The sequence below is a fragment of the Streptomyces sp. NPDC017979 genome, assembly GCF_044328175.1.
Lineage (GTDB): Bacteria > Actinomycetota > Actinomycetes > Streptomycetales > Streptomycetaceae > Streptomyces.
Map to the genome: position 1 here is coordinate 140398 of NZ_JBIRGU010000006.1, position 18816 is coordinate 159213.

Genomic DNA, 18816 nt, shown 5'->3' on the forward strand with positions numbered 1-18816 from the left:
CATACAGTGGCAGGGCGGGCCGGGCACGAAGCGGCGCCAGCCAGACCGGGCGCCTTCGCCGAAGGCCGCGCACTGCGGTGACGACCAGCGACAACAGCGCGATCGAAGGGACGTACATGCCCATGGGTCACACGGCCACAGCTCAGGCCGGTTCGGGCGGCCTGACAGCGACGGAGCACCGACTGGCCAACGGCCTGCGGGTGGTGCTCTCCGAGGACCACCTGACCCCGGTCGCCGCGGTCTGCCTCTGGTACGACGTGGGCTCGCGCCACGAGGTCAAGGGCCGCACCGGACTCGCCCACCTCTTCGAGCACCTGATGTTCCAGGGCTCCAAGCAGGTCCAGGGGAACGGACACTTCGAACTGGTGCAGGGCGCCGGCGGCTCCCTGAACGGCACCACCAGCTTCGAGCGCACCAACTACTTCGAGACCATGCCGGCGCACGAGCTGGAGCTGGCGCTCTGGCTGGAGGCCGACCGGATGGGCTCCCTGCTGGCCGCCCTCGACGACGAGTCGATGGAGAACCAGCGCGACGTGGTGAAGAACGAGCGCCGCCAGCGGTACGACAACGTCCCGTACGGCACCGCGTTCGAGAAGCTCACCGCCCTCACCTACCCCGAGGGCCACCCGTACCACCACACCCCCATCGGCTCCATGGCCGACCTGGACGCGGCGACCCTGGAGGACGCCCGCGCCTTCTTCCGCACGTACTACGCGCCGAACAACGCGGTGCTGTCGGTCGTCGGCGACATCGACCCCGAGCGGACCCTCGCCTGGATCGAGAAGTACTTCGGCTCCATCCCCGGGCACGACGGCAAGCAGCCGCCGCGCGACGGCTCGCTGCCGGACGTCATGGGGCAGCAGTTGCGCGAGGTCGTCGAGGAGGAGGTGCCGGCGCGCGCGCTGATGGCCGCGTACCGCCTCCCGCACGACGGCACCCGCGAGTGCGACGCCGCCGACCTGGCGCTCACCGTCCTCGGCGGCGGCGAGTCCTCCCGGCTCCACAACCGCCTGGTGCGACGCGACCAGACGGCCGTGGGCGCCGGGTTCGGGCTGCTGCGGCTGGCCGGCGCGCCCTCGCTGGGCTGGCTGGACGTGAAGACCTCCGGCGGGGTCGAGGTCCCGCAGATCGAGGCCGCGGTCGACGAGGAGCTGGCCCGCTTCGCCGAGGAGGGCCCCACGGCGGAGGAGATGGAGCGCGCCCAGGCCCAGTTGGAGCGCGAGTGGCTGGACCGGCTCGGCACGGTCGCCGGCCGCGCCGACGAACTGTGCCGGTACGCCGTGCTGTTCGGCGACCCGCAGCTCGCGCTGACCGCGGTGGACCGCGTGCTCAGCGTCACCGCCGAGGAGGTCCGCGACATCGCGCGGGCCCGCTTGCGCCCGGACAACCGGGCGGTGCTGGTGTACGAGCCGCTGCCCGCCGCCGAAGCCGGCGACGACGCCGACGACGCCCAGAACGACGCAGGAGAGGGGGCGGACCAGTGACCGACGCCGCCGAGCCGCTGACGACGATGGACTTCCACCCCAAGCCCGCGTCCGGGGAGCCCACCCCCTGGGCGTTCCCCGCGCCCGGGCGCGGACAGCTCGACAACGGCCTGACCGTGCTGCACTGTCACCGCCCCGGCCAGCAGGTGGTGGCGGTGGAGGTCATCCTCGACGCCCCGCTGGGCGCCGAGCCCGAGGGCTTCGACGGGGTGGCCACGATCATGGCCCGCGCCCTGTCGGAGGGCACCAAGACCCGGTCGGCCGAGGAGTTCGCGGCCGAGTTGGAGCGCTGCGGCGCCACGCTGGACGCGCACGCCGACCACCCCGCCGTCCGGGTCTCCCTGGAGGTCCCGGTCTCCCGGCTGCCCAAGGCGCTCGGGCTGCTCGCCGAGGCGCTGCGCGAGCCCGCGTTCGACGACGGCGAGGTCAAGCGGCTGGTCCGCAACCGCCTGGACGAGATCCCGCACGAGACGGCCAACCCGGGCCGGCGCGCCGCCAAGGAGCTGTACCGGCGGCTGTTCCCCGCCTCGCTGCGGATGTCCCGGCCCCGCCAGGGCACCGAGGAGACGGTCACCCGGATCGACTCGACGGCCGTACGGGCGTTCTTCGACGCCCACGTGCGACCGGCCACCAGCACCGTGGTCGTCGTCGGCGACCTGACCGGCGTCGACCTGGACGCGCTGCTCGCGCAGACGCTCGGCGCGTGGACGGGCGACACCGCCCCGGCGCACTCCCGGGCCGAGATCACCGCCGACGACACCGGGCGCGTGATCGTCGTGGACCGCCCCGGCGCGGTGCAGACGCAACTGCTGATCGGCCGGATCGGCGCGGACCGGCACGACCGCGTCTGGCCCGCCCAGGTCCTCGGCACGTACTGCCTGGGCGGCACCCTGACGTCCCGCCTGGACCGCGTGCTGCGCGAGGAGAAGGGCTACACCTACGGCGTACGGGCCTTCGCGCAGGTGCTGTCCTCGGCGCCGGACGGGTCGGGGGCCGCGCTGCTCGGCATCAGCGGCTCCGTCGACACGCCCAACACCGGCCCCGCGCTGGCGGACCTGTGGCAGGTGCTGCGCACGCTGGCCGCGGAGGGGCTGACGGACGCGGAGCGCGACGTCGCCGTGCAGAACCTGGTCGGGGTCGCCCCGCTGCGGTACGAGACGGCGGCGTCGGTCGCCGGCACCTTCGCCGACCAGGTCGAGCAGCAGCTTCCGGACGACTTCCAGGCGCAGTTGTACGCGCGGCTGGCCCAGACGGGCACCGTGGAGGCGACCGCGGCGGTCGTGAGCGCCTTCCCCGTCGACCGGCTGGTCACGGTGCTCGTCGGCGACGCGGCGCAGATCGCGGAGCCGGTGCGGGCGTTGGGCATCGGCGAGGTGACGGTGGTCAAGGGCTGACCGAGCCCTCTGACGACAGAGCCCCGGCGTCCGCGGACGCCGGGGCTCCGCCATGGGACCGTGCCGGCACCAGTCGTCACACGTCGGGCACACCGGCGCCATCGAACCGTCACCCGACGGCCGTGCGTCCGTTGCACGTTCGCCGTCCGAGCGTTGCATCTCGCCGCCGAATGTCCTTTTTGATGGGAACTCGGGCGACACGTGCTGTGGCATAGCCAACAAAGATCGTCGTTTGTTTGGCGAACGCGAGCGGGCCCGCCTAGCGTCGATCCGGCTGTTCGCCAGGAGCCCGCCGCACCCGCGGCACGGACAGTCATCGCCGAGTCCCCGCCGGGCGTGAGCCCAGGGGAGCCGGGGACCCAGATCCCCCGGGGTGAATCGGCCCCTCCGCGGCCTGCGGAGGAGCCGTAGGAGACCTTCCTCTCTCCGAACCCGTCAGCTAACCCGGTAGGCGAGAAGGAAGGAAAGGACCGGACCCGCCATGGCGTTCGCCCGCCCCACCGGGAAGCACCGTGCCCCCAGCCGCGTGACGCGCAGGAGCGCGAGCATCGCCGGCGCCGCGACCCTCGCCACCTCCGGGGTGATCGGCACCCTCGCGTCCCCCGCGTTCGCGACGGAGAACGAGCCGAGGAGCGACGCCGACACCGGATCGCTGAGCGCCGAGGACACCGGCACGCTCCAGATGCTGGCCGCCACCGACACCCTCGCCGAGCAGGTCACCGACCAGGCCGTGGACCAGAAGCGCGAGGCCGTCGCCCGCGCCGAGGCCGCGGCGGAGGCGAAGCGCAAGGCCGAGGCGGAGCGCAAGGCCGCCGAGCGGGCCGCCCGCGAGGCCGAGCGCCAGCGGCTGCTGAACTCCTACCAGCTGCCCGTCGCCGGCTCGCACGTCACCACCTCGTACCAGGCCAACAGCTCCCTGTGGTCCTCCGGCAGCCACAGCGGCATCGACTTCCACGCCTCCTCCGGCACCGAGGTCGTCTCGGTCGGCGCGGGCACCGTCGTCGAAGCCGGCTGGGGCGGCGCGTACGGCTACAACGTCGTCATCAAGATGCGGGACGGCTCGTACACCCAGTACGCCCACCTCTCGGCGGTCACCGTCGGCGAGGGGCAGGCCGTGATGCCCGGTCAGCAGATCGGTCGCGCGGGCTCCACCGGCAACTCCACCGGGGCGCACCTCCACTTCGAGGCCCGCTCCGGCGCCGACTACGGCTCGGACGTCAACCCGGTCGCGTATCTGCGCGCCCGGGGCGTGAACGTCTGACCCGGCGGATTCGCCTTTCGAAGTGCCCCGGTGCGCACCGCGCCGGGGCACTTCGGCTCTCCGTCGGCCGGCTCCCTGCTGGTCGTAGGGAACGACAGAGGCGCTGACCCGAAAGGATCAGCGCCTCTGGTGCGGCACGAGCCGCGTGCCCACGAAGGTCGAGCGAGAAGTGGCTCAGACCGTCTCCGGCAGTTCCTCCAGCCCTTCGGCGACCAGCTTGGCCAGCCGGTCCAGGGCGGCGTCCGCGCCGTCGGCTTCGGAAGCGAGGACGATCTCCTCGCCGCCCTGCGCGCCCAGGCCCAGCACCGCGAGCATGGAGGCGGCGTTGACCGGGTTGCCGTCGGCCTTGGCGATCGTCATGGGGACGCCGGAGGCCGTGGCGGCGCGGACGAAGATGGAGGCGGGTCGGGCGTGCAGGCCCTCGGCCCAACCGACGGTGACACGGCGCTCAGCCATGGTGTTGCCCTTCGAATCAGCTGTTGTCTAGACCAGTCCCGGTCAGTCTCTCACGACGCCCCGGGTGCTCCCACCGACCGTAGACCCGCGGCCGGCCCCCCTCCCGGCCGGACGGCCCACGGGTCGGGGCGCGTCCGGCGATGGTGCCCGAGTCGGGTCCGACCGCACCACCGCAGGGCGTCCGCGCCGTACGCTTTCTGCCATGCAGACCGAGCGGGACCACGCCTACCCCGACCACTGGGAGGCGGACGTGGTGCTGCGCGACGGCGGTACCGCGCGCATCCGCCCCATCACCGTCGATGACGCCGACCGGCTGGTCAGCTTCTACGAACAGGTTTCGGACGAGTCGAAGTACTACCGCTTCTTTGCGCCCTACCCCCATCTGTCGCCCAAGGACGTGCACCGCTTCACCCACCACGACTACGTGGACCGGGTCGGGCTCGCGGTCACCGTGGGCGGGGAGTTCGTCGCCACCGTCCGCTACGACCGGATCGACGAGCACGGCCGGCCGGCGAGCGCCCCCGCCGACGAGGCCGAGGTCGCCTTCCTCGTCCAGGACGCCCACCACGGCCGCGGCGTCGCCTCCACGATGCTCGAACACATCGCGGCGGTCGCGCGGGAGCGCGGGATCCGCCGGTTCGCGGCGGACGTGCTGCCCGCGAACACCAAGATGATCAAGGTGTTCCGGGACGCCGGGTACACCCAGAAGCGCAGCTTCGAGGACGGCTCCGTCCATCTGACGCTCGACCTGGAGCCGACGGCGGAGTCCGTCGCGGTGCAGCGGGCCCGGGAGCACCGCGCCGAGGCCCGCTCCGTGCAGCGGCTGCTGGCGCCGCGGGCCGTCGCGGTCGTCGGCGTCGGACGGGCGCCCGGGGGAGTGGGCCGCACCGTCCTGCGCGACCTGGTGGACGGCGGCTACACCGGGCGTGCCTACGCCGTGAACCACGCCTTCCCGCCCGAGTGGCAGGAGGTCGACGGCGTCCCCGCGCACCGCTCCGTCGGCGAGGTCGTCCAGCGGACCGGCGAGCCGGTGGACCTCGTCGTCGTGGCCGTCCCCGCGGAGCGGGTGCCGGAGGTGGTCGCGGACTGCGGGGAGCACGGGGTGCGCGGGCTGGTCGTGCTGACCGCGGGGTACGCGGAGACCGGCGCCGAGGGCCGGGCCCGCCAGCGCGAGCTGGTCCGGCAGGCCCGCTCGTACGGCATGCGGGTCATCGGCCCCAACTCCTTCGGCGTGATCAGCACCGCGGCGGACGTCCGCCTGAACGCGTCGCTCGCCCCCGAGGCGCCGGCGCCCGGGCGGATCGGCCTGTTCACCCAGTCCGGTGCGATCGGCATCGCGCTGCTGTCCAGCCTGCACCGGCGGGGCGCCGGCGTCGCCGGCGTCTCATCGTTCGTGTCCTCCGGCAACCGCGCCGACGTCTCCGGGAACGACTTCCTCCAGTACTGGTACGAGGACCCGGACACCGACGTCGCCCTGCTGTACCTGGAGTCCATCGGCAACCCCCGCAAGTTCACCCGGCTCGCCCGCCGCACCGCGGCCGTCAAGCCGGTCGTCGTCGTCAAGGGCGCCCGGCACAGCGGCAGCGAGCCGCCCGGCCACGCGGTCCCCAGCGCCCGCATCCCCGACGCGGCGGTGGACGCGCTGCTGCGGCAGGCGGGCGTCATCCGCGTCGACACCGTCACCGAGCTCGTCGACGCCGGCCTCCTGCTGGCCAGCCAGCCGCTGCCGGCCGGCCCGCGCGTCGCGATCCTCGGCAACTCCGAGTCCCTGGGCCTGCTGACCTACGACTCCTGCCTGGCGGAGGGCCTGCGCCCGCTGCCCCCGCTGGACCTGACGACGGCCGCGTCCGCGGCGGACTTCCGCCAGGCCCTGGCCGGTGCCCTCGCCGACGACGGCTGCGACGCGGTGGTGGTGAACGCGATCCCCCGGGTCGGGGACGACGGCGCGACGGAGTTCGGCGACGGCGAGGTGCTCGCCGCGGCGCTGCGCGAGGCCGTTGCCACGGCGCCGACGAAGCCGGTCGCCGTGGTCCACGTCGAACTCGGCGGCCTGGCCGCGGCGCTGACCGCCGCCACGCGCACGGTCCCCCGCACCGCCGCTGCGTCCGTACGCCAGCCCCCGCACCCCGCCGGCACGGCTGCCGCCCCGGGACCGGGCCGGTCGCCCGCGGCGCCCGGGTCCCCGGGGGGCCCGTCCGGGGCGGGCGGGGAGGACCGGGGCTGGATTCCCGCCTACCCCGCCGCCGAGCGCGCCGTGCGCGCGATGTCGGAGGCCGTGCGGTACGCGCAGTGGCGGCGGGAGGGCGCCGAGCCCGGGAAGGTGCCGGAGTACGACGACGTCGACGAGGCCGGGGCGGCCGTGCGGATCGAGGAACTGCTCCGCGGGGGCGTGCCCGAACGCGGGGTCACGCTGGGGGCCGCCGACGCCGGGGCGCTGCTCGGCACGTACGGGATCCACGTGCGGCCGACGCTGCCCGCGCCCGATGCGGACGCGGCGGTGCGGGCCGCCGAGCGGCTCGGCTACCCCGTGGCGCTGAAGACGACCGCGCCGCACCTGCGCCACCGCGCGGACCTCGGCGGGGTGCGCCTGGAGCTCGCCGGCGAGGCGCAGGTCCGCCGGGCGTACCGGGAGCTGACCGAGCTCCTCGGCGAGCCGGTCGAGCTGCAACCCGTCGTGCAGGCCATGGCCCCGCGCGGGGTGGACACCGTCGTACGGGCCGTGGTCGACCCGGCCGTCGGCGCGTACCTCTCCTTCGGGCTCGCCGGCGTCGCCTCCGAACTCCTCGGCGACACGGCGCACCGGCTGGTGCCGGTGACCGACCGCGACGCCGCCGAGCAGATCCGGAGCATCCGCACCGCGCCCCTCCTCTTCGGCTGGCGCGGCTCCGCGCCCGTCGACACCGCCGCCCTGGAGGAACTGCTGCTGCGCGTATCACGCATCGTCGACGACCACCCGGAAGTCGTCGCGATCGGGCTGGAACCCGTCGTCGTGGCGCCGCGGGGGCTGAGCGTCCTCGGCGCCACGGTCCGGCTCGCGCCGTCCCCCGCCCCCACCGACCTCGGTCCGCGCAGGCTCCCGAGCTACTGAACGGCCCCCGCGCTCCCGACAGGGCCATTGAGCGTTCGGCGCCCTCCGGGGCCCGTAGGATGGACCGCATGGCGAAGACCGGTACGACGACCCAGGGGCTGCGCGCGGCGATCGAGCGCAGCGGCTACTACCCGGCTCTCGTGGCAGAGGCGGTGGAGGCCGCCGTCGGAGGCGAGCAGATCGCGTCGTACCTGGTCCACCAGGAGACCACGTTCGACTCCAACGAGGTGCGTCGCCACGTCACCGTGCTCGTCCTCACGGGCAACCGTTTCATCGTCAGCCACACCGACGAGCAGGCCGCGGACTCCGGCTCGCCCACCCCGTACGCCACCACCTCCACCGAGTCCGTCAAGCTCGACCGGATCTCGTCGGTCGTCGTCAGCCGGGTCGTCGCCAACCCGGAGTCGTACACCCCCGGCACGCTCCCCCGCGAAGTGGTGCTCACCATCGGCTGGGGCGCGGTCTCCCGGCTCGACCTTGAGCCCGCCGCCTGCGGTGACCCGAACTGCGACGCCGACCACGGCTACACGGGCAACTCCACCGCCGACGACCTGAGCCTGCGGGTCAGCGAGGCCGGCGACGGCCCGGACACCGTGCGCCAGACCCTCGCCTTCGCCCAGTCCCTCTCCGAAGCCACCGCGGCGACCGGGACCGCCGCCGCGGCTCCGACGGCCACCACCCGCTGATGACGCTGCCGACGACCGCGGCCGCCTGGCCCGAGGATCCGGAACCGCTCGCGGTCTCCGGGGCGCCCGTGCCGGAGTACGGCGCCGGCTCGCTGGCGGACCTGCTGCCCACGCTCGCCGCGCACCAGGGCGTGCCGGGGCTGACCCCTTCGATACCCGAGCTGACCCCCGCCGACCGGAACTGCGTGTTCCTGATCGACGGCCTCGGCTGGGAGCAGATCAGGAACCACCCGGACGAGGCCCCGTACCTCTCCTCCCTGCTGCACACATCCCGCGGCGGCACCGGCCGGCCCATCACCGTCGGCTTCCCCGCCACGACCGCCGCCTCGCTCGCCTCCGTCGGCACCGGCCTCGCGCCCGGCCTGCACGGGCTCGCCGGCTACACGGTGCGCGACCCCGCGACGGGCGCGCTGATGAACCAGCTCCGCTGGAAGCCGTACACCGACCCCCGGGCCTGGCAGCCGTACCCCACGGTCTTCCAGCTCGCCCACGCGGCCGGCATCCACACCGCCCAGGTGTCGTCCCCGATCTTCGAGCACACCCCGCTGACGCAGATCGCACTCAGCGGCGGAACGTTCCACGGGCGCCTCGGCGGCGAGGAGCGCATCGACTTCGCCGCCGAACAGCTCGGGGCGGCCGACCGCTCGCTGATCTACACGTACTACAGCGAAGTCGACGGCATGGGCCACCGCTACGGCGTGGACTCCGACGCCTGGCGCGGCCAGCTCATGTACGTCGACCGCCTCGTGCAGCGGCTCGCGGAGCAACTGCCGGCCCGCTCGGCGCTGTACGTCACCGCCGACCACGGCATGATCGACGTCCCCTTCGACGAGGAGTCGCGCATCGACTTCGACGAGGACTGGGAGCTGCGGGCCGGGGTCGCGCTGCTCGGCGGCGAGGGCCGGGCGCGCCACGTGTACGCCGTGCCGGGAGCGGCGGCCGACGTGCTGACCGTGTGGCGCGAGGTGCTCGGCGACCGGTTCTGGGTGGCGAGCCGCGCGGAGGCGATCGAGGCCGGCTGGTTCGGCCCGTCCGTCGACGAGCGGGTCATCGGCCGGATCGGCGACGTGGTGGCCGCGGCCTGCGACGACGCCGTGATCATCGCGTCCGTGCACGAGCCCAACGAGTCCGCGATGGTCGGCATGCACGGCTCCATGACGCCCGTGGAGCAGCTCGTGCCGCTGATCGAAGTCAGGCCGTAGCCCACCGCGGGAGCGCTGCGCCCGTACGCCCCCTTCCCGCCCCGCGCCACACCACCCCGAACGACTGCCGAAAGGTCCTCAACCACCCATGCCCGAGCTGGTCTTCTTCAGCGGCACCATGGACTGCGGCAAGAGCACCCTCGCCCTCCAGATCGAGCACAACCGGTCCGCCCGCGGGCTCCAGGGGATGATCTTCACCCGGGACGACCGCGCGGGCGAGGGCAAGCTGTCCTCCCGGCTGGGCCTGGTCACGGACGCGGTGGAGGCCACGGAGGACTTCGACTTCTACGCCCACCTCGTCGACCGGCTCTCGCAGGGCATGCGCTGCGACTACGTCATCGCCGACGAGGCCCAGTTCTTCGCCCCGGCGCAGATCGACCAGCTCGCCCGGGTCGTGGACGACCTGGAGCTGGACGTCTTCGCCTTCGGCATCACCACCGACTTCCGCTCCAAGCTCTTCCCCGGCTCGCAGCGGCTGGTGGAACTCGCCGACCGGGTCGAGGTCCTCCAGGTCGAGGCGCTGTGCTGGTGCGGGGCACGGGCCACGCACAACGCGCGCACCGTCGGCGGCCGGATGGTCGTGGAGGGCGCCCAGGTCGTGATCGGCGACGTCAACGTCGGTGACGAAGTGGGCTACGAAGTGGTGTGCCGGCGCCACCACCGGCGTCGGATGACCGCCGCCAGCGCCCGGGCCGCCGCCCTCTCCCCGGACGTGCTGCCGGTGGACGGGGTGCAGGGCGGCGCCGTGGACGTACGCGGCGACTGAGAGCCTGTCGGGTGACCTTCGATCGGGCGGCCACGCCCTGGCACGCGCCCTTCCCGCGTTGCCGAAATGCCCTAGTAGGCCCCCTGTGCCCTGCGGGCGCGGGAGGTACCCCCACCGCTACGAGGACATCCCGCCGCCTTGGAATCGCACGCACCAGACCGCGTCCACTATCCGATCGAAGGTCACCCGACAGGCTCTGAGGCCGGCGCAGGGGTCGCCGGCCGGGGTGCGCAACGGCGCGGGCCCGGGTGCCGTCAGTGCGCCGACCGTACGACCGCGAAGACCGCGCCCTCCGGGTCGGCGACCGTCGCCGTACGGCCCTGGGGGGTGTCCCGGGGCGGCGCGAGGACGCGCCCGCCGAGCTCCTGCGCCTGCCGGGCGGCCACGTCCGGGTCCTCGACCTCGAACCAGGTCTTCCAGTACGTGCCGCGGTCGCGCGGCAAGGCGCTTCCCACGCCGCGCAGCGCCGCGACGGGACGGCGGCCCAGCACCAGCACCACGTAGTCGTCGTCGACCGCGTCGACCGGCTCCACCTCGTACCCGAAGACGGACTGGTAGAACTTGGCGACCGACGAGGTCTCCGTGGTCAACAACTCGTTCCACACCGGGGTGCCGGGGGTGCCGTACAGGGCGAAGCCCTGGTGCGCCGCTGGTTGCCACAGCCCGAACACCGCGCCCGCCGGATCGGTGACGATCGCGAGCCGGCCGGCGTCCTCGGCGTCCAGCGGACCGACGCCGACGGTGCCGCCGCAGCAGCGCAACGACTCCGCCGTGGTGTTCACGTCGTCGGTGGCGAGATAGGGCGTCCAGGCGACGGGCAGATGTCGGTCGGCGGGCAGCCGCCCGATGCCCGCCACCTCCTTGCCGTCGAGCAGGGCGCGTACGTAGGGGCCGAGCTGCTGAGGGCCTGGGGCGAACTCCCAGCCGAACAACTCGCCGTAGAAGTGCTGCGTCGCGTCAAGGTCGTGCACCATCAGACTCACCCAGCAGGGTGAGCCGGGTGCGTGCCGAGTCGCCTCGGTCATCGTCTCTCTCTCCTCGGACCATCGTGGTGGCCGTGCGGGGACGGGGCGCGGGCCGTGTCCGTGGTGTGTCCAAAAGCCGTGCGCCCCGGTGCGCATGGTTCCACTCCCTGGCGCGGAACGCGCCCCGGCCGCGCCGCTTTTGGCGGGTTACCGCTGGAGGATGCCCATTTTTGTGAGAATTCGTGGCGACTCGACCGAGCCGGGGTCGGGCCACCGAAGGATTCCGGTCACCGGGCGGCCACTTCGCCCGACGGATCGCGGGCGCGGGGCGTGCGCCAGGATGGGGGCATGAAGCCCATCGTCTCCGCCGCCGAGCTGGCGAGCGCGCTCGCCGGTCCCCGCCCTCCGGTCGTCCTCGACGTCCGCTACCAGCTCGGCGGCCCGCACGGCCGTCCCGACTACGACGCCGGGCACGTCCCCGGCGCGGTCTTCGTCGACCTGGACGCGGAGCTCGCCGGCCCGCCCGGCGACGGCGGCCGGCACCCGCTGCCCGACGTCGAGGCGTTCGGTGCGGTGATGCGCCGGGCCGGCGTGTCGACGGACTCGTCCGTCGTCGTGTACGACGCCGACAAGGGGTGGGGCGCCGCCCGCGCCTGGTGGCTGCTGCGCTGGACCGGGCACGCGGACGTACGCGTCCTGGACGGCGGACTCGCCGCCTGGACCGGCCCCTTGGAGACCGAGCGGCCCGCCCCGGCGGCCGGTGACTTCGTGCCGAAGCCGGGGGCGCTGCCGCTGCTGACGGCGGACGGCGCGGCGGAGCTGGCCCGCTCCGGACTGCTGCTGGACGCCCGCGCCGGCGAGCGCTACCGGGGCGAGGTCGAGCCCGTCGACGCGGTGGCCGGCCACATCCCGGGCGCGGTGTCGGCCCCGACGGCGGAGAACCTGGGAGCGGACGGCCGCTTCCTGGCCGCCGACGAGCTCACGGCCCGCTTCACCGCGCTCGGCGCCGGCGACGTGGCCGGGCCGGTCGGGGTGTACTGCGGCTCCGGGGTGTCCGGCGCGCAGGAGGCGCTGGCGCTGGAACTCGCCGGATTCACCCCGGCGTTGTACGCGGGCTCGTGGTCCGAGTGGTCCCGCGACCCCGAGCGGCCGGTGGCGACGGGCGCCCAGCCTGGCTGACGCCGTGCGCGGACGGCGCGGACGGACCGCGGTCACCGAAGGGGCGGCCGCGGTCCGCTTCATGCGTCACGCCGTCACGTACTCACGTCGCGCCTCAGGCGACCGACGGCGGACCCCACGCGTGCCGGTCCCGTACCGCCGCCTTCTTGCCCAGGTGGCCCTCGCGGACCAGGACCGCCAGGGAGTCCAGGATCACCCGCGAGCTGAGCAGCGCCGTCTGCTCCGCCCAGTCGTACGGCGGGGCGCACTCGACGACCTCCAGCCCGGCGAGACCGGGCGCGGAGATCTTCCTGATCAGGTTCAGGGCCTCCCTCGGCAGCAGCCCGCCCGGCTCCGGCCAGCCGGTCCCGGGCACGAAGCCGGCGTCGATGACGTCGATGTCGAAGGACAGGTACACCGCCTTCGCGCCCTTCCACGCCGTCTCCAGCGCGATCTCGGCGACCTTGTCGATGCCGACCCGTTCGACGTCGCCCACCGTGATGACGGTGGTGCCGCGCTCGCGCCCCACCTTGACCCCGGCCCGCGGCGCCTGCCAGCCGCCGATGCCGACCTGGACCAGGTTGGTCGCGGGGGCGTTCTTGATGTTCGTCGCATGGAACCACGGCGTGGTGTGCATGCGTTCGTCCAGGTCGGTCTCCTGGGTGTCCACGTGCCGGTCGAAGTGGATGATGCCGATGTTCCCGTCCACGTACGGCGCCATGCCGCGGATGGTCGGGTAGCCGATGGAGTGGTCACCGCCCAGGATCACCGGGAACACCCCGCGCTGGTACACGTGCGCCATCGCCTGGCTGATCTGGTCGAAGGACTTCTCCAGGCTGCCGGGGATGGTGAACACGTCCCCGATGTCGACGATGTTCAACTGCTCGCGCAGGTCCACACCGAGCTCGAAGCAGTACGTGCCGAACAGGTTCGTCGAGCGCCGGATGCCCTGCGGGCCGAACCGGGCGCCGGGTCGGTAGGTCGCGCCGGAGTCGAGCGGCGCCCCGAACACGGCCACTTCGGCGTCGTCGACCTGGTTGACGTCCTCCAGGAACGGGGACTTCAGGAAGGTGCCGCGTTCGCCGGCGAAGTGGGGCAACTCGCCGCGGGAGAACGTGGGGATCGTCCGGTCCACGAGCGTCGGCGACCCCGACAGCCCGTGGGCGAGACCGCGTTCGATCTCCTCGTCGTGTCGGAACAGGGACAGCCGCTCCTCGGCGTGCTGCGCCCACTTGCCCTCCTTCACGGCGAAGGCGTCGCTGTGGGAGTGGCTGTGCTGGTGGGTGTGGTGTGAGTGGGATGAAGGCGCGTGACCGGTGCTGTGCTGCTGGTCGGGGCCTTGGGGAGGGGAGTCATTCCCCGGCGACGTCGCGTCGTCGTGGGCACGGGGATCGGGCGTCTTCGGCATTTCAGCCTCCAACGAGGCCGTCTTTCCACGGAAACCGGTACGGCCACCCTCGTCGGCAGGCGCTCTGGTAGCGCCTCATCGGACTGTAGCACCGGGCCCGGGCGAGAGCCCCGGCCCCGTGCGTCACGGGCGCTTGCGGCCGGTGAAGGGCCCGGACGGGTAGCCCGTGTCGAAGTGCATGTAGTCGGCGACCTTGATGTTCTGCCAGATCCACCCCTCGTCGACGAACGACTGCCAGACCGGGCCGCCCTTGAGGATCTTGCCCTTGCCGGGGGTGCGGGCGCTGAACTCCTTGCTGGGGAACCAGGTCTTCTTCCGCAGGTCCTGCCAGGGGTTCTCCAGCGGGTTGATGTCGACGGCGCGGCCGTTGGCGTGCGGGGACTCGGCGAAGGGCGCGTTGATCTGGTCGGGGCGCCGGCAGTTGAAAGCCGAGGTGTTGTCGTCCGCGAGGCTCTTGTCCAGATCGCCGCCGTACGCCTCCACCGACTGCATGCGGCGGACGGGGAAGCGCTGTTCGAACAGATCCGTGAAGATCCGCACCACGCTCTCGGCGACGTCGGCGTTCACGACGAGCGCTCCACGGCTCACCTTGCCGTCGAAGTCGTGGTAGTTCATCTCCACCCGGCGGAGTTGGTCCCGGTCGACCGGGCAGCCCTTGCGCCACATCCCGGCGGCCACCATGCGCTGCCACTGGTCGTCGGGCACCGGGGTGACCTCGGCGTCGACGGCGGGCGGCGGCGGGGGAGCGGGCGAGGGGGTGGGAGAGTCGCCGGCGCGGGTGGCCCCGGGGGCGGTGCCGTCGTCCGCCGTGGCCGAACAGGCGGTGGCCGCGAGGGTGGTGGACAGCAGCAGCGCGATCGTCCGGAGGCGGCGCGAGCGGTGGCGGGGCAAGGTGGCTCCTGGCGACGTTCGAGGGTGCGGGGTGCGGGCGGGCGCACGGAAGGGGGCGCGGCTCGGGTCGGGGCGCGCCGCCGTGAACCAAACTACTACACGGCGTAGAAGTTTAGTGAATGACGCCCGGTCGGCTCCGCGTCGGGCGGCAGGCAGACTGGTGGGGCGCGGTCGGCGGCACGGGGACTGCGCGACGGGATCGACGAGGGAGCCGGGATGGGCGCGTTGGGTGAACTGGAGGCCGAGATCATGGCCCTGGTGTGGCGGGGCGGGGAGCCGATGAGCGTACGGGCGCTCACGGACGCGCTCAACGACAGCCGCCCGCTCGCGTACACCACGGTGATGACGGTGGCGGAGCGGCTGCGGGCCAAGGGCTGGCTCAGCCGGGAGAAGGACGGGCGCTCGTACCGCTACCGCGCGGCGCGGTCGGCGGAGGACTACACGGCCGAGTTGATGGAACAGGCGCTGGAGACCTCGGCGGACCGCGGGGGCGCGCTGGCGCGCTTCGTGGACCGGCTGGACGCGGACGAGGCGGCGGCGCTGTGGGAGGCGCTCCAGAAGTCCCGCGCGGCCGGCCGCTGAGGCGTGTCACTGGGTGTGACGTAGCCGCGGTTTCCCTGCGGGAGCGTTGGTCTCTGCGGCCCGGTGGTGGGCCCTGGCTTGTCGCGCAGTTCCGCGCCCTGGACGTCTCCGCCGTAACCCCGCAGACCGTTGGTCTCTACCGGCCGGTAGAGACCAGCGCGCTCGCGGGGCTACGGCGGTACGTCAAAAGCGCGGGCCGAATCAGTCGCAGGTGACTTCGTCGCGCGGGGTGTAGCGCGTCTTGAACGGTTCCCGCTTCACTTCCTTGCCGCCGTCCATGAAGATCCGCTCCACCGTGACGTCGAAGCCCTCCAGCGGGGTCTGCGGCTGGCAGTCCTTCGTGGCGCCGGGGCGGGTGCCGGGCTCCTTGACGTTGGTCCGCGGGCCCTTGGCCGCCTTCACCTCGTCGTACTTCTTCGTGCCGAGGAAGGTCACGGTCACCTCGGTGTCGGAGGCGCTGGTCAGGATGTGGATGGCGCTGTCCGAGTCGTTCTTGAACCGCAGGTCGAGGCTGCCCCACGCCACCGTCGCCTCCCGGCCCTCCGGGTAGCGCTCGATGTAGAAGGAGTGGGCGCCGTACTCCACCGGCTTCAGGCCGGCGAAGAAGAACGCGTTGAACATGGTGGTGGCGACCGTGGAGACGCCGCCGCCGGCGGCCTTCGTGTACTTGTCGTTGAGGATGATGATGCCGTCCACGAAGCCGTTCTCCGGCGTCCGCTCGCCGACGGTGCCGTTGAAGCTCCAGGTCTCGCCCGGCATGATCGTCGACCCGTTGATCAGCTCGGCGGCCCGGCCGATGTTCTTCGTGCGGTACTCGGCGCGCTCGAAGGTGCTGGTGTAGGAGGACACCTGCTCCGTGATGCCCAGCTTGGCCACGCTCTCGGCGGTCACCTTGGGCTGGGTCTCGACGGTGGCGACCGCGCCGGTGCGGGCCGCGGAGCCGGTCTTCGTCAGCAGCGGCATGACCGCTTCCCCGAGGCTCTTGGCACTGACTTCCTGGCCGGGCTTGCCGTCGGCGACGACCTCGACCTTGCCGCCGTTGAGCCGCAGGGTGGCGTCGGTGGCCTCGTTCGTGGCGGCGGCGAGCTGGGGTGCGACGCGGGGGTCCTTCAGCAGGGCCGCGCTGTCCAGCTCGGGTGCCAGCCGGTCGTCCTTGCCGGGGGCCACCGTCAGGTGCTTGCCGAGGGTCGACGGGGAGATGGTGATCCGGCCGCCGGACGTGGTGAGCGTGACGGAGCCGGACATCGCCGGGCGGGCGAACTCGTTCATCGCGCGGTCGATCTCGGCCGCGCCGACCTTCGCCGCGGTCTCCTTGACCGGCAGGGCGGCGGGGCCGGACCCGGCCCCGGTGAACGCCGTGCGCACGGCGCCGACCGAGTCGGCCACGTCCAGGGACTGGCCGCTGACCGGCTGCACCTGCTTCGGCTCGCCCTTGGCGAAGGTGATCGAGCCCTCGCGGACCTTGCGGTCGTGCTTCTTCGCCAGCTCCTCAAGGGCCGCGCGGGTGCGGTCCTCGTCGGTGCGCACCACCGGCTCGACCTTGCCGCCGCCGGAGCTGAAGAGGTTCCCGACGACGGTGAGGGGGTCCTTGTCGGAGCGGGCGGCGAGGGCGGCCGTCTCCGCGGTGTCGAAGCTGAGGCCGGCCTTGGCGGGGTCGATGCTGTCCGACTTGTCGCCGACGGTCACCGCCAGCGGCGCGCTGGCTATCGCCTGGAGCTGCTGGTCCAGCTTCTGCTTGGCGGCCGATTCGCTCAGGCCCCCGATGTCGACACCCCGCACGGTGGTCCCCTTCGGGACCTCGTCGCCCGTCACCAGGAGCCCGGTGACGTACAGCGCCCCGGCTCCCAAGACGACGGCGCCACTCGCGACGGCGGCGGGATGTATTCGGCGACGCATGGATCTCCCCCGAAGAAATGTCCGGAACGACAGTTGGCCGGGCGCAGCCCGGCCAAGGTGGTCACTGCTAAGGACGTTACCGATACCTTGGTAAGGGAACGGTAAATAATCCTACCTTTCGGATTTGGGTGCACGGGCACGGGGGTCCGGCTTCGAGGGGGTCCGGATGTCCGGGATGTCCTGCGGGTCGGCGGTGAGCGGGAGTTCGTACGTGGTGAACGAGCGGCCGTCGGGGGTGGTCGAGCGGCCGCGGGCCAGCCAGCCGTGCCGCTCGTAGTACGGTCCGGCGCCGCCGTCGCCGCTGAGCGTGACGAGGCCGACGCGGGCGCACCCCGCGTCGGTGGCGTCCGCGACGAACCGGTTGATGAGGGCGGCGCCGAGACCGAGCGAACGGGCCGGTGCCGCCACTGCGACGTAGGCGAGGACGGCGGTGGTGCCGGGCTCGTCGTCCGGCGCCCGGAGTGCGGTTTGCGACGGCACGGCGGGGGGCGTCGGTGCTGGCGGTGTGGGCTCGGTGCGACGTCCCGGGGTGAGGGTGCGGGCGTACCGCCCCGCCCGCGTCCGCAGGAAGTGCCCGGCTACGCGCGGGCGGACGGCGAGTGAGAGCGCGCCGCGCGCGGCCAGCGAGAGCCGGTGCGAACGCAGGACGTGGGCCCGGTGGCCCGGTGGGTCGAGGGCGCCGAGGAGGTAGCCGGCCGGCCCCCGGTCCGTCTGCGCCAGGTAGCCGCGCGCGTACGGATTGTTCAGGTACGTCCCGCAGTACGCGGTGAGGAAGGCGGGTCCGAGCCGGGCGAAGAACCCGTCGGGGAAGTGCGCCAGGTGTTCCCCGACGACGTACGGCAGGTCGTCCGCGGTCATCGGGCGAACGGCGGTCGGCGCGCTGCGCGCGTCGACGGCGCGGCGTGCGGCGGGGACGGGGGAGCGGTGCGGGGCGGCCCCGCGGGCAGGGCTGGGGAGCGCGGCTGCGCGCTGTTCGGCATCCACGTTGCGCAAACTACTACACTGCGTAGAAGTTTAGTGGATCGAGTGTGGGTGGAGGGATGGGTGAGGACGGCCGCGTACGACGGCGAAGGTCCGGACCGCCGAATCCCGGGCTCGCCCCATCTGCCGCTTTGGGGCGCGGAGTCGACCGTGTGCGCCCCCGTCCGGCGCATGCCACGGATCGGGGGCGTCAGCCGTCTCCCGACTCCTGGTCGACGGCCGGCACCTGCTGCGGGTCAGGGCCCGAAGTCGCCTTCCTACGGTGGAAGTCGGCATACAGGTCGGCCGGCCACAGCGGTGCCTGGAGCGCGACCTCCAGCAGGAAGACGGTGCGCACGTCGACCAGCCCCGCGCCGGTGAGGATGCGCCGGACGGTGGGGTGGGTGGTGCCGGTGCGGGCGGCCAGCGCGCGGGCGCTGAGGCTGCGCGCCCGCATCAGCGCCCGCAGGCTGCGGGCGAGCGCCTGCCCCGCGTGGGCGGTGGGCGGTGCGTCGGGCGTCAGCGGTCCGTCGGGCCAGGTGCCGCTCTCGGTGTACGACGCCGGCGGGGCGTCGACGGGGTTGCGCATGGCGATCTCCTTGACGGTTCCGGAACGTTC

Annotated in this window: 16 protein-coding genes and 1 riboswitch; of the genes, 9 read left to right on the plus strand and 7 right to left on the minus strand. The window is 73.3% G+C overall.

Translation table 11 applies throughout. From position 1 onward, the window contains the following. Positions 1-122: 122 nt before the first annotated feature. The 3 genes from ACH4E8_RS18610 (at position 123) to ACH4E8_RS18620 (ending at position 4139) form a co-directional block, all read left to right on the plus strand. On the plus strand, positions 123-1484 hold the full coding sequence (locus tag ACH4E8_RS18610; protein WP_398449754.1) for a M16 family metallopeptidase: 1362 nt from the start codon (positions 123-125) through the stop codon (positions 1482-1484). Next, on the plus strand, positions 1481-2878 hold the full coding sequence (locus ACH4E8_RS18615; RefSeq protein WP_398449436.1) for a M16 family metallopeptidase: 1398 nt from the start codon (positions 1481-1483) through the stop codon (positions 2876-2878). The genes ACH4E8_RS18610 and ACH4E8_RS18615 overlap by 4 nt, the downstream gene beginning before the upstream one ends. Positions 2879-3185: 307 nt before the next feature. Continuing rightward, a riboswitch (cyclic di-AMP (ydaO/yuaA leader) is annotated at positions 3186-3346 on the plus strand. 13 nt (positions 3347-3359) lie between these two features. Continuing rightward, positions 3360-4139 carry a M23 family metallopeptidase gene (locus tag ACH4E8_RS18620; RefSeq protein ID WP_398449437.1) on the plus strand — a complete coding sequence of 260 codons (780 nt, stop codon included), beginning with the start codon at positions 3360-3362 and terminating at the stop codon, positions 4137-4139. 174 nt (positions 4140-4313) lie between these two features. Here the strand turns inward: ACH4E8_RS18620 and ACH4E8_RS18625 are convergent, their stop codons facing one another. Continuing rightward, positions 4314-4595, minus strand: coding sequence for an HPr family phosphocarrier protein (locus tag ACH4E8_RS18625; protein WP_398449439.1), 282 nt, complete (start codon positions 4593-4595; stop codon positions 4314-4316). Between the two features lie 202 nt (positions 4596-4797). Between ACH4E8_RS18625 and ACH4E8_RS18630 the strand changes: the two genes are divergently transcribed. From ACH4E8_RS18630 to ACH4E8_RS18645, 4 genes are all read left to right on the plus strand, one after another. Beyond that, entirely contained in the window at positions 4798-7683 is a 2886-nt protein-coding gene (locus tag ACH4E8_RS18630; protein ID WP_398449441.1) for a GNAT family N-acetyltransferase, read from the plus strand. A 68-nt stretch (positions 7684-7751) separates the two neighbouring features. Next, positions 7752-8369: a DUF5998 family protein gene (locus tag ACH4E8_RS18635; protein WP_398449443.1), complete on the plus strand. Its 618-nt coding sequence runs from the start codon at positions 7752-7754 to the stop codon at positions 8367-8369. Then, positions 8369-9571 (plus strand): alkaline phosphatase family protein, encoded by a 1203-nt coding sequence (locus ACH4E8_RS18640; RefSeq protein ID WP_398449445.1) that lies wholly within the window; start codon positions 8369-8371, stop codon positions 9569-9571. The genes ACH4E8_RS18635 and ACH4E8_RS18640 overlap by 1 nt, the downstream gene beginning before the upstream one ends. 88 nt (positions 9572-9659) lie before the next feature. Then, positions 9660-10337 carry a thymidine kinase gene (locus ACH4E8_RS18645; protein WP_398449448.1) on the plus strand — a complete coding sequence of 226 codons (678 nt, stop codon included), beginning with the start codon at positions 9660-9662 and terminating at the stop codon, positions 10335-10337. A gap of 254 nt (positions 10338-10591) precedes the next feature. On the opposite strand, the gene ACH4E8_RS18650 is transcribed toward ACH4E8_RS18645, so the two are convergent. After that, entirely contained in the window at positions 10592-11362 is a 771-nt protein-coding gene (locus ACH4E8_RS18650; RefSeq protein ID WP_398449450.1) for a VOC family protein, read from the minus strand. A gap of 288 nt (positions 11363-11650) precedes the next feature. Between ACH4E8_RS18650 and ACH4E8_RS18655 the strand changes: the two genes are divergently transcribed. Beyond that, entirely contained in the window at positions 11651-12481 is an 831-nt protein-coding gene (locus ACH4E8_RS18655; protein ID WP_398449452.1) for a sulfurtransferase, read from the plus strand. A gap of 94 nt (positions 12482-12575) precedes the next feature. Here the strand turns inward: ACH4E8_RS18655 and ACH4E8_RS18660 are convergent, their stop codons facing one another. Further along, complete coding sequence (locus ACH4E8_RS18660) at positions 12576-13868, minus strand: agmatinase family protein (protein ID WP_398449454.1); 1293 nt, start codon at positions 13866-13868, stop codon at positions 12576-12578. 123 nt (positions 13869-13991) lie between these two features. Further along, positions 13992-14759, minus strand: a complete 768-nt coding sequence (locus ACH4E8_RS18665; protein ID WP_398449456.1) for a M15 family metallopeptidase — start codon at positions 14757-14759, stop codon at positions 13992-13994. 216 nt (positions 14760-14975) lie between these two features. Here ACH4E8_RS18665 and ACH4E8_RS18670 point away from each other — a divergent pair, with 216 nt between their 5' ends. Then, positions 14976-15341, plus strand: a complete 366-nt coding sequence (locus ACH4E8_RS18670; RefSeq protein WP_398449458.1) for a BlaI/MecI/CopY family transcriptional regulator — start codon at positions 14976-14978, stop codon at positions 15339-15341. Between the two features lie 201 nt (positions 15342-15542). Here ACH4E8_RS18670 and ACH4E8_RS18675 read toward each other — a convergent pair whose 3' ends face one another. From ACH4E8_RS18675 to ACH4E8_RS18685, 3 genes are all read right to left on the minus strand, one after another. Continuing rightward, on the minus strand, positions 15543-17237 hold the full coding sequence (locus ACH4E8_RS18675) for a VanW family protein (protein WP_398449460.1): 1695 nt from the start codon (positions 17235-17237) through the stop codon (positions 15543-15545). Positions 17238-17348: 111 nt separating this feature from the next. Then, a complete protein-coding gene (locus tag ACH4E8_RS18680; RefSeq protein ID WP_398449462.1) occupies positions 17349-18221 on the minus strand; it encodes a GNAT family N-acetyltransferase in 873 nt (290 codons plus the stop codon). A gap of 187 nt (positions 18222-18408) precedes the next feature. After that, a complete protein-coding gene (locus tag ACH4E8_RS18685; RefSeq protein WP_398449464.1) occupies positions 18409-18786 on the minus strand; it encodes a helix-turn-helix domain-containing protein in 378 nt (125 codons plus the stop codon). Between the last annotated feature and the right edge of the window lie 30 nt (positions 18787-18816).

Bases quoted from the DNA above. Each gene is read 5' to 3' on its own strand.
- ACH4E8_RS18655 (WP_398449452.1), top strand. From the start codon at position 11,651: ATGAAGCCCATCGTCTCCGCCGCCGAGCTGGCGAGCGCGCTCGCCGGT.
- ACH4E8_RS18640 (WP_398449445.1), top strand. From the start codon at position 8,369: ATGACGCTGCCGACGACCGCGGCCGCCTGGCCCGAGGATCCGGAACCG.
- ACH4E8_RS18630 (WP_398449441.1), top strand. From the start codon at position 4,798: ATGCAGACCGAGCGGGACCACGCCTACCCCGACCACTGGGAGGCGGAC.
- ACH4E8_RS18625 (WP_398449439.1), bottom strand. From the start codon at position 4,595: ATGGCTGAGCGCCGTGTCACCGTCGGTTGGGCCGAGGGCCTGCACGCC.
- ACH4E8_RS18610 (WP_398449754.1), top strand. From the start codon at position 123: ATGGGTCACACGGCCACAGCTCAGGCCGGTTCGGGCGGCCTGACAGCG.
- ACH4E8_RS18645 (WP_398449448.1), top strand. From the start codon at position 9,660: ATGCCCGAGCTGGTCTTCTTCAGCGGCACCATGGACTGCGGCAAGAGC.
- ACH4E8_RS18620 (WP_398449437.1), top strand. From the start codon at position 3,360: ATGGCGTTCGCCCGCCCCACCGGGAAGCACCGTGCCCCCAGCCGCGTG.
- ACH4E8_RS18635 (WP_398449443.1), top strand. From the start codon at position 7,752: ATGGCGAAGACCGGTACGACGACCCAGGGGCTGCGCGCGGCGATCGAG.
- ACH4E8_RS18650 (WP_398449450.1), bottom strand. From the start codon at position 11,362: ATGACCGAGGCGACTCGGCACGCACCCGGCTCACCCTGCTGGGTGAGT.
- ACH4E8_RS18685 (WP_398449464.1), bottom strand. From the start codon at position 18,786: ATGCGCAACCCCGTCGACGCCCCGCCGGCGTCGTACACCGAGAGCGGC.
- ACH4E8_RS18675 (WP_398449460.1), bottom strand. From the start codon at position 17,237: ATGCGTCGCCGAATACATCCCGCCGCCGTCGCGAGTGGCGCCGTCGTC.
- ACH4E8_RS18660 (WP_398449454.1), bottom strand. From the start codon at position 13,868: ATGCCGAAGACGCCCGATCCCCGTGCCCACGACGACGCGACGTCGCCG.
- ACH4E8_RS18670 (WP_398449458.1), top strand. From the start codon at position 14,976: ATGGGCGCGTTGGGTGAACTGGAGGCCGAGATCATGGCCCTGGTGTGG.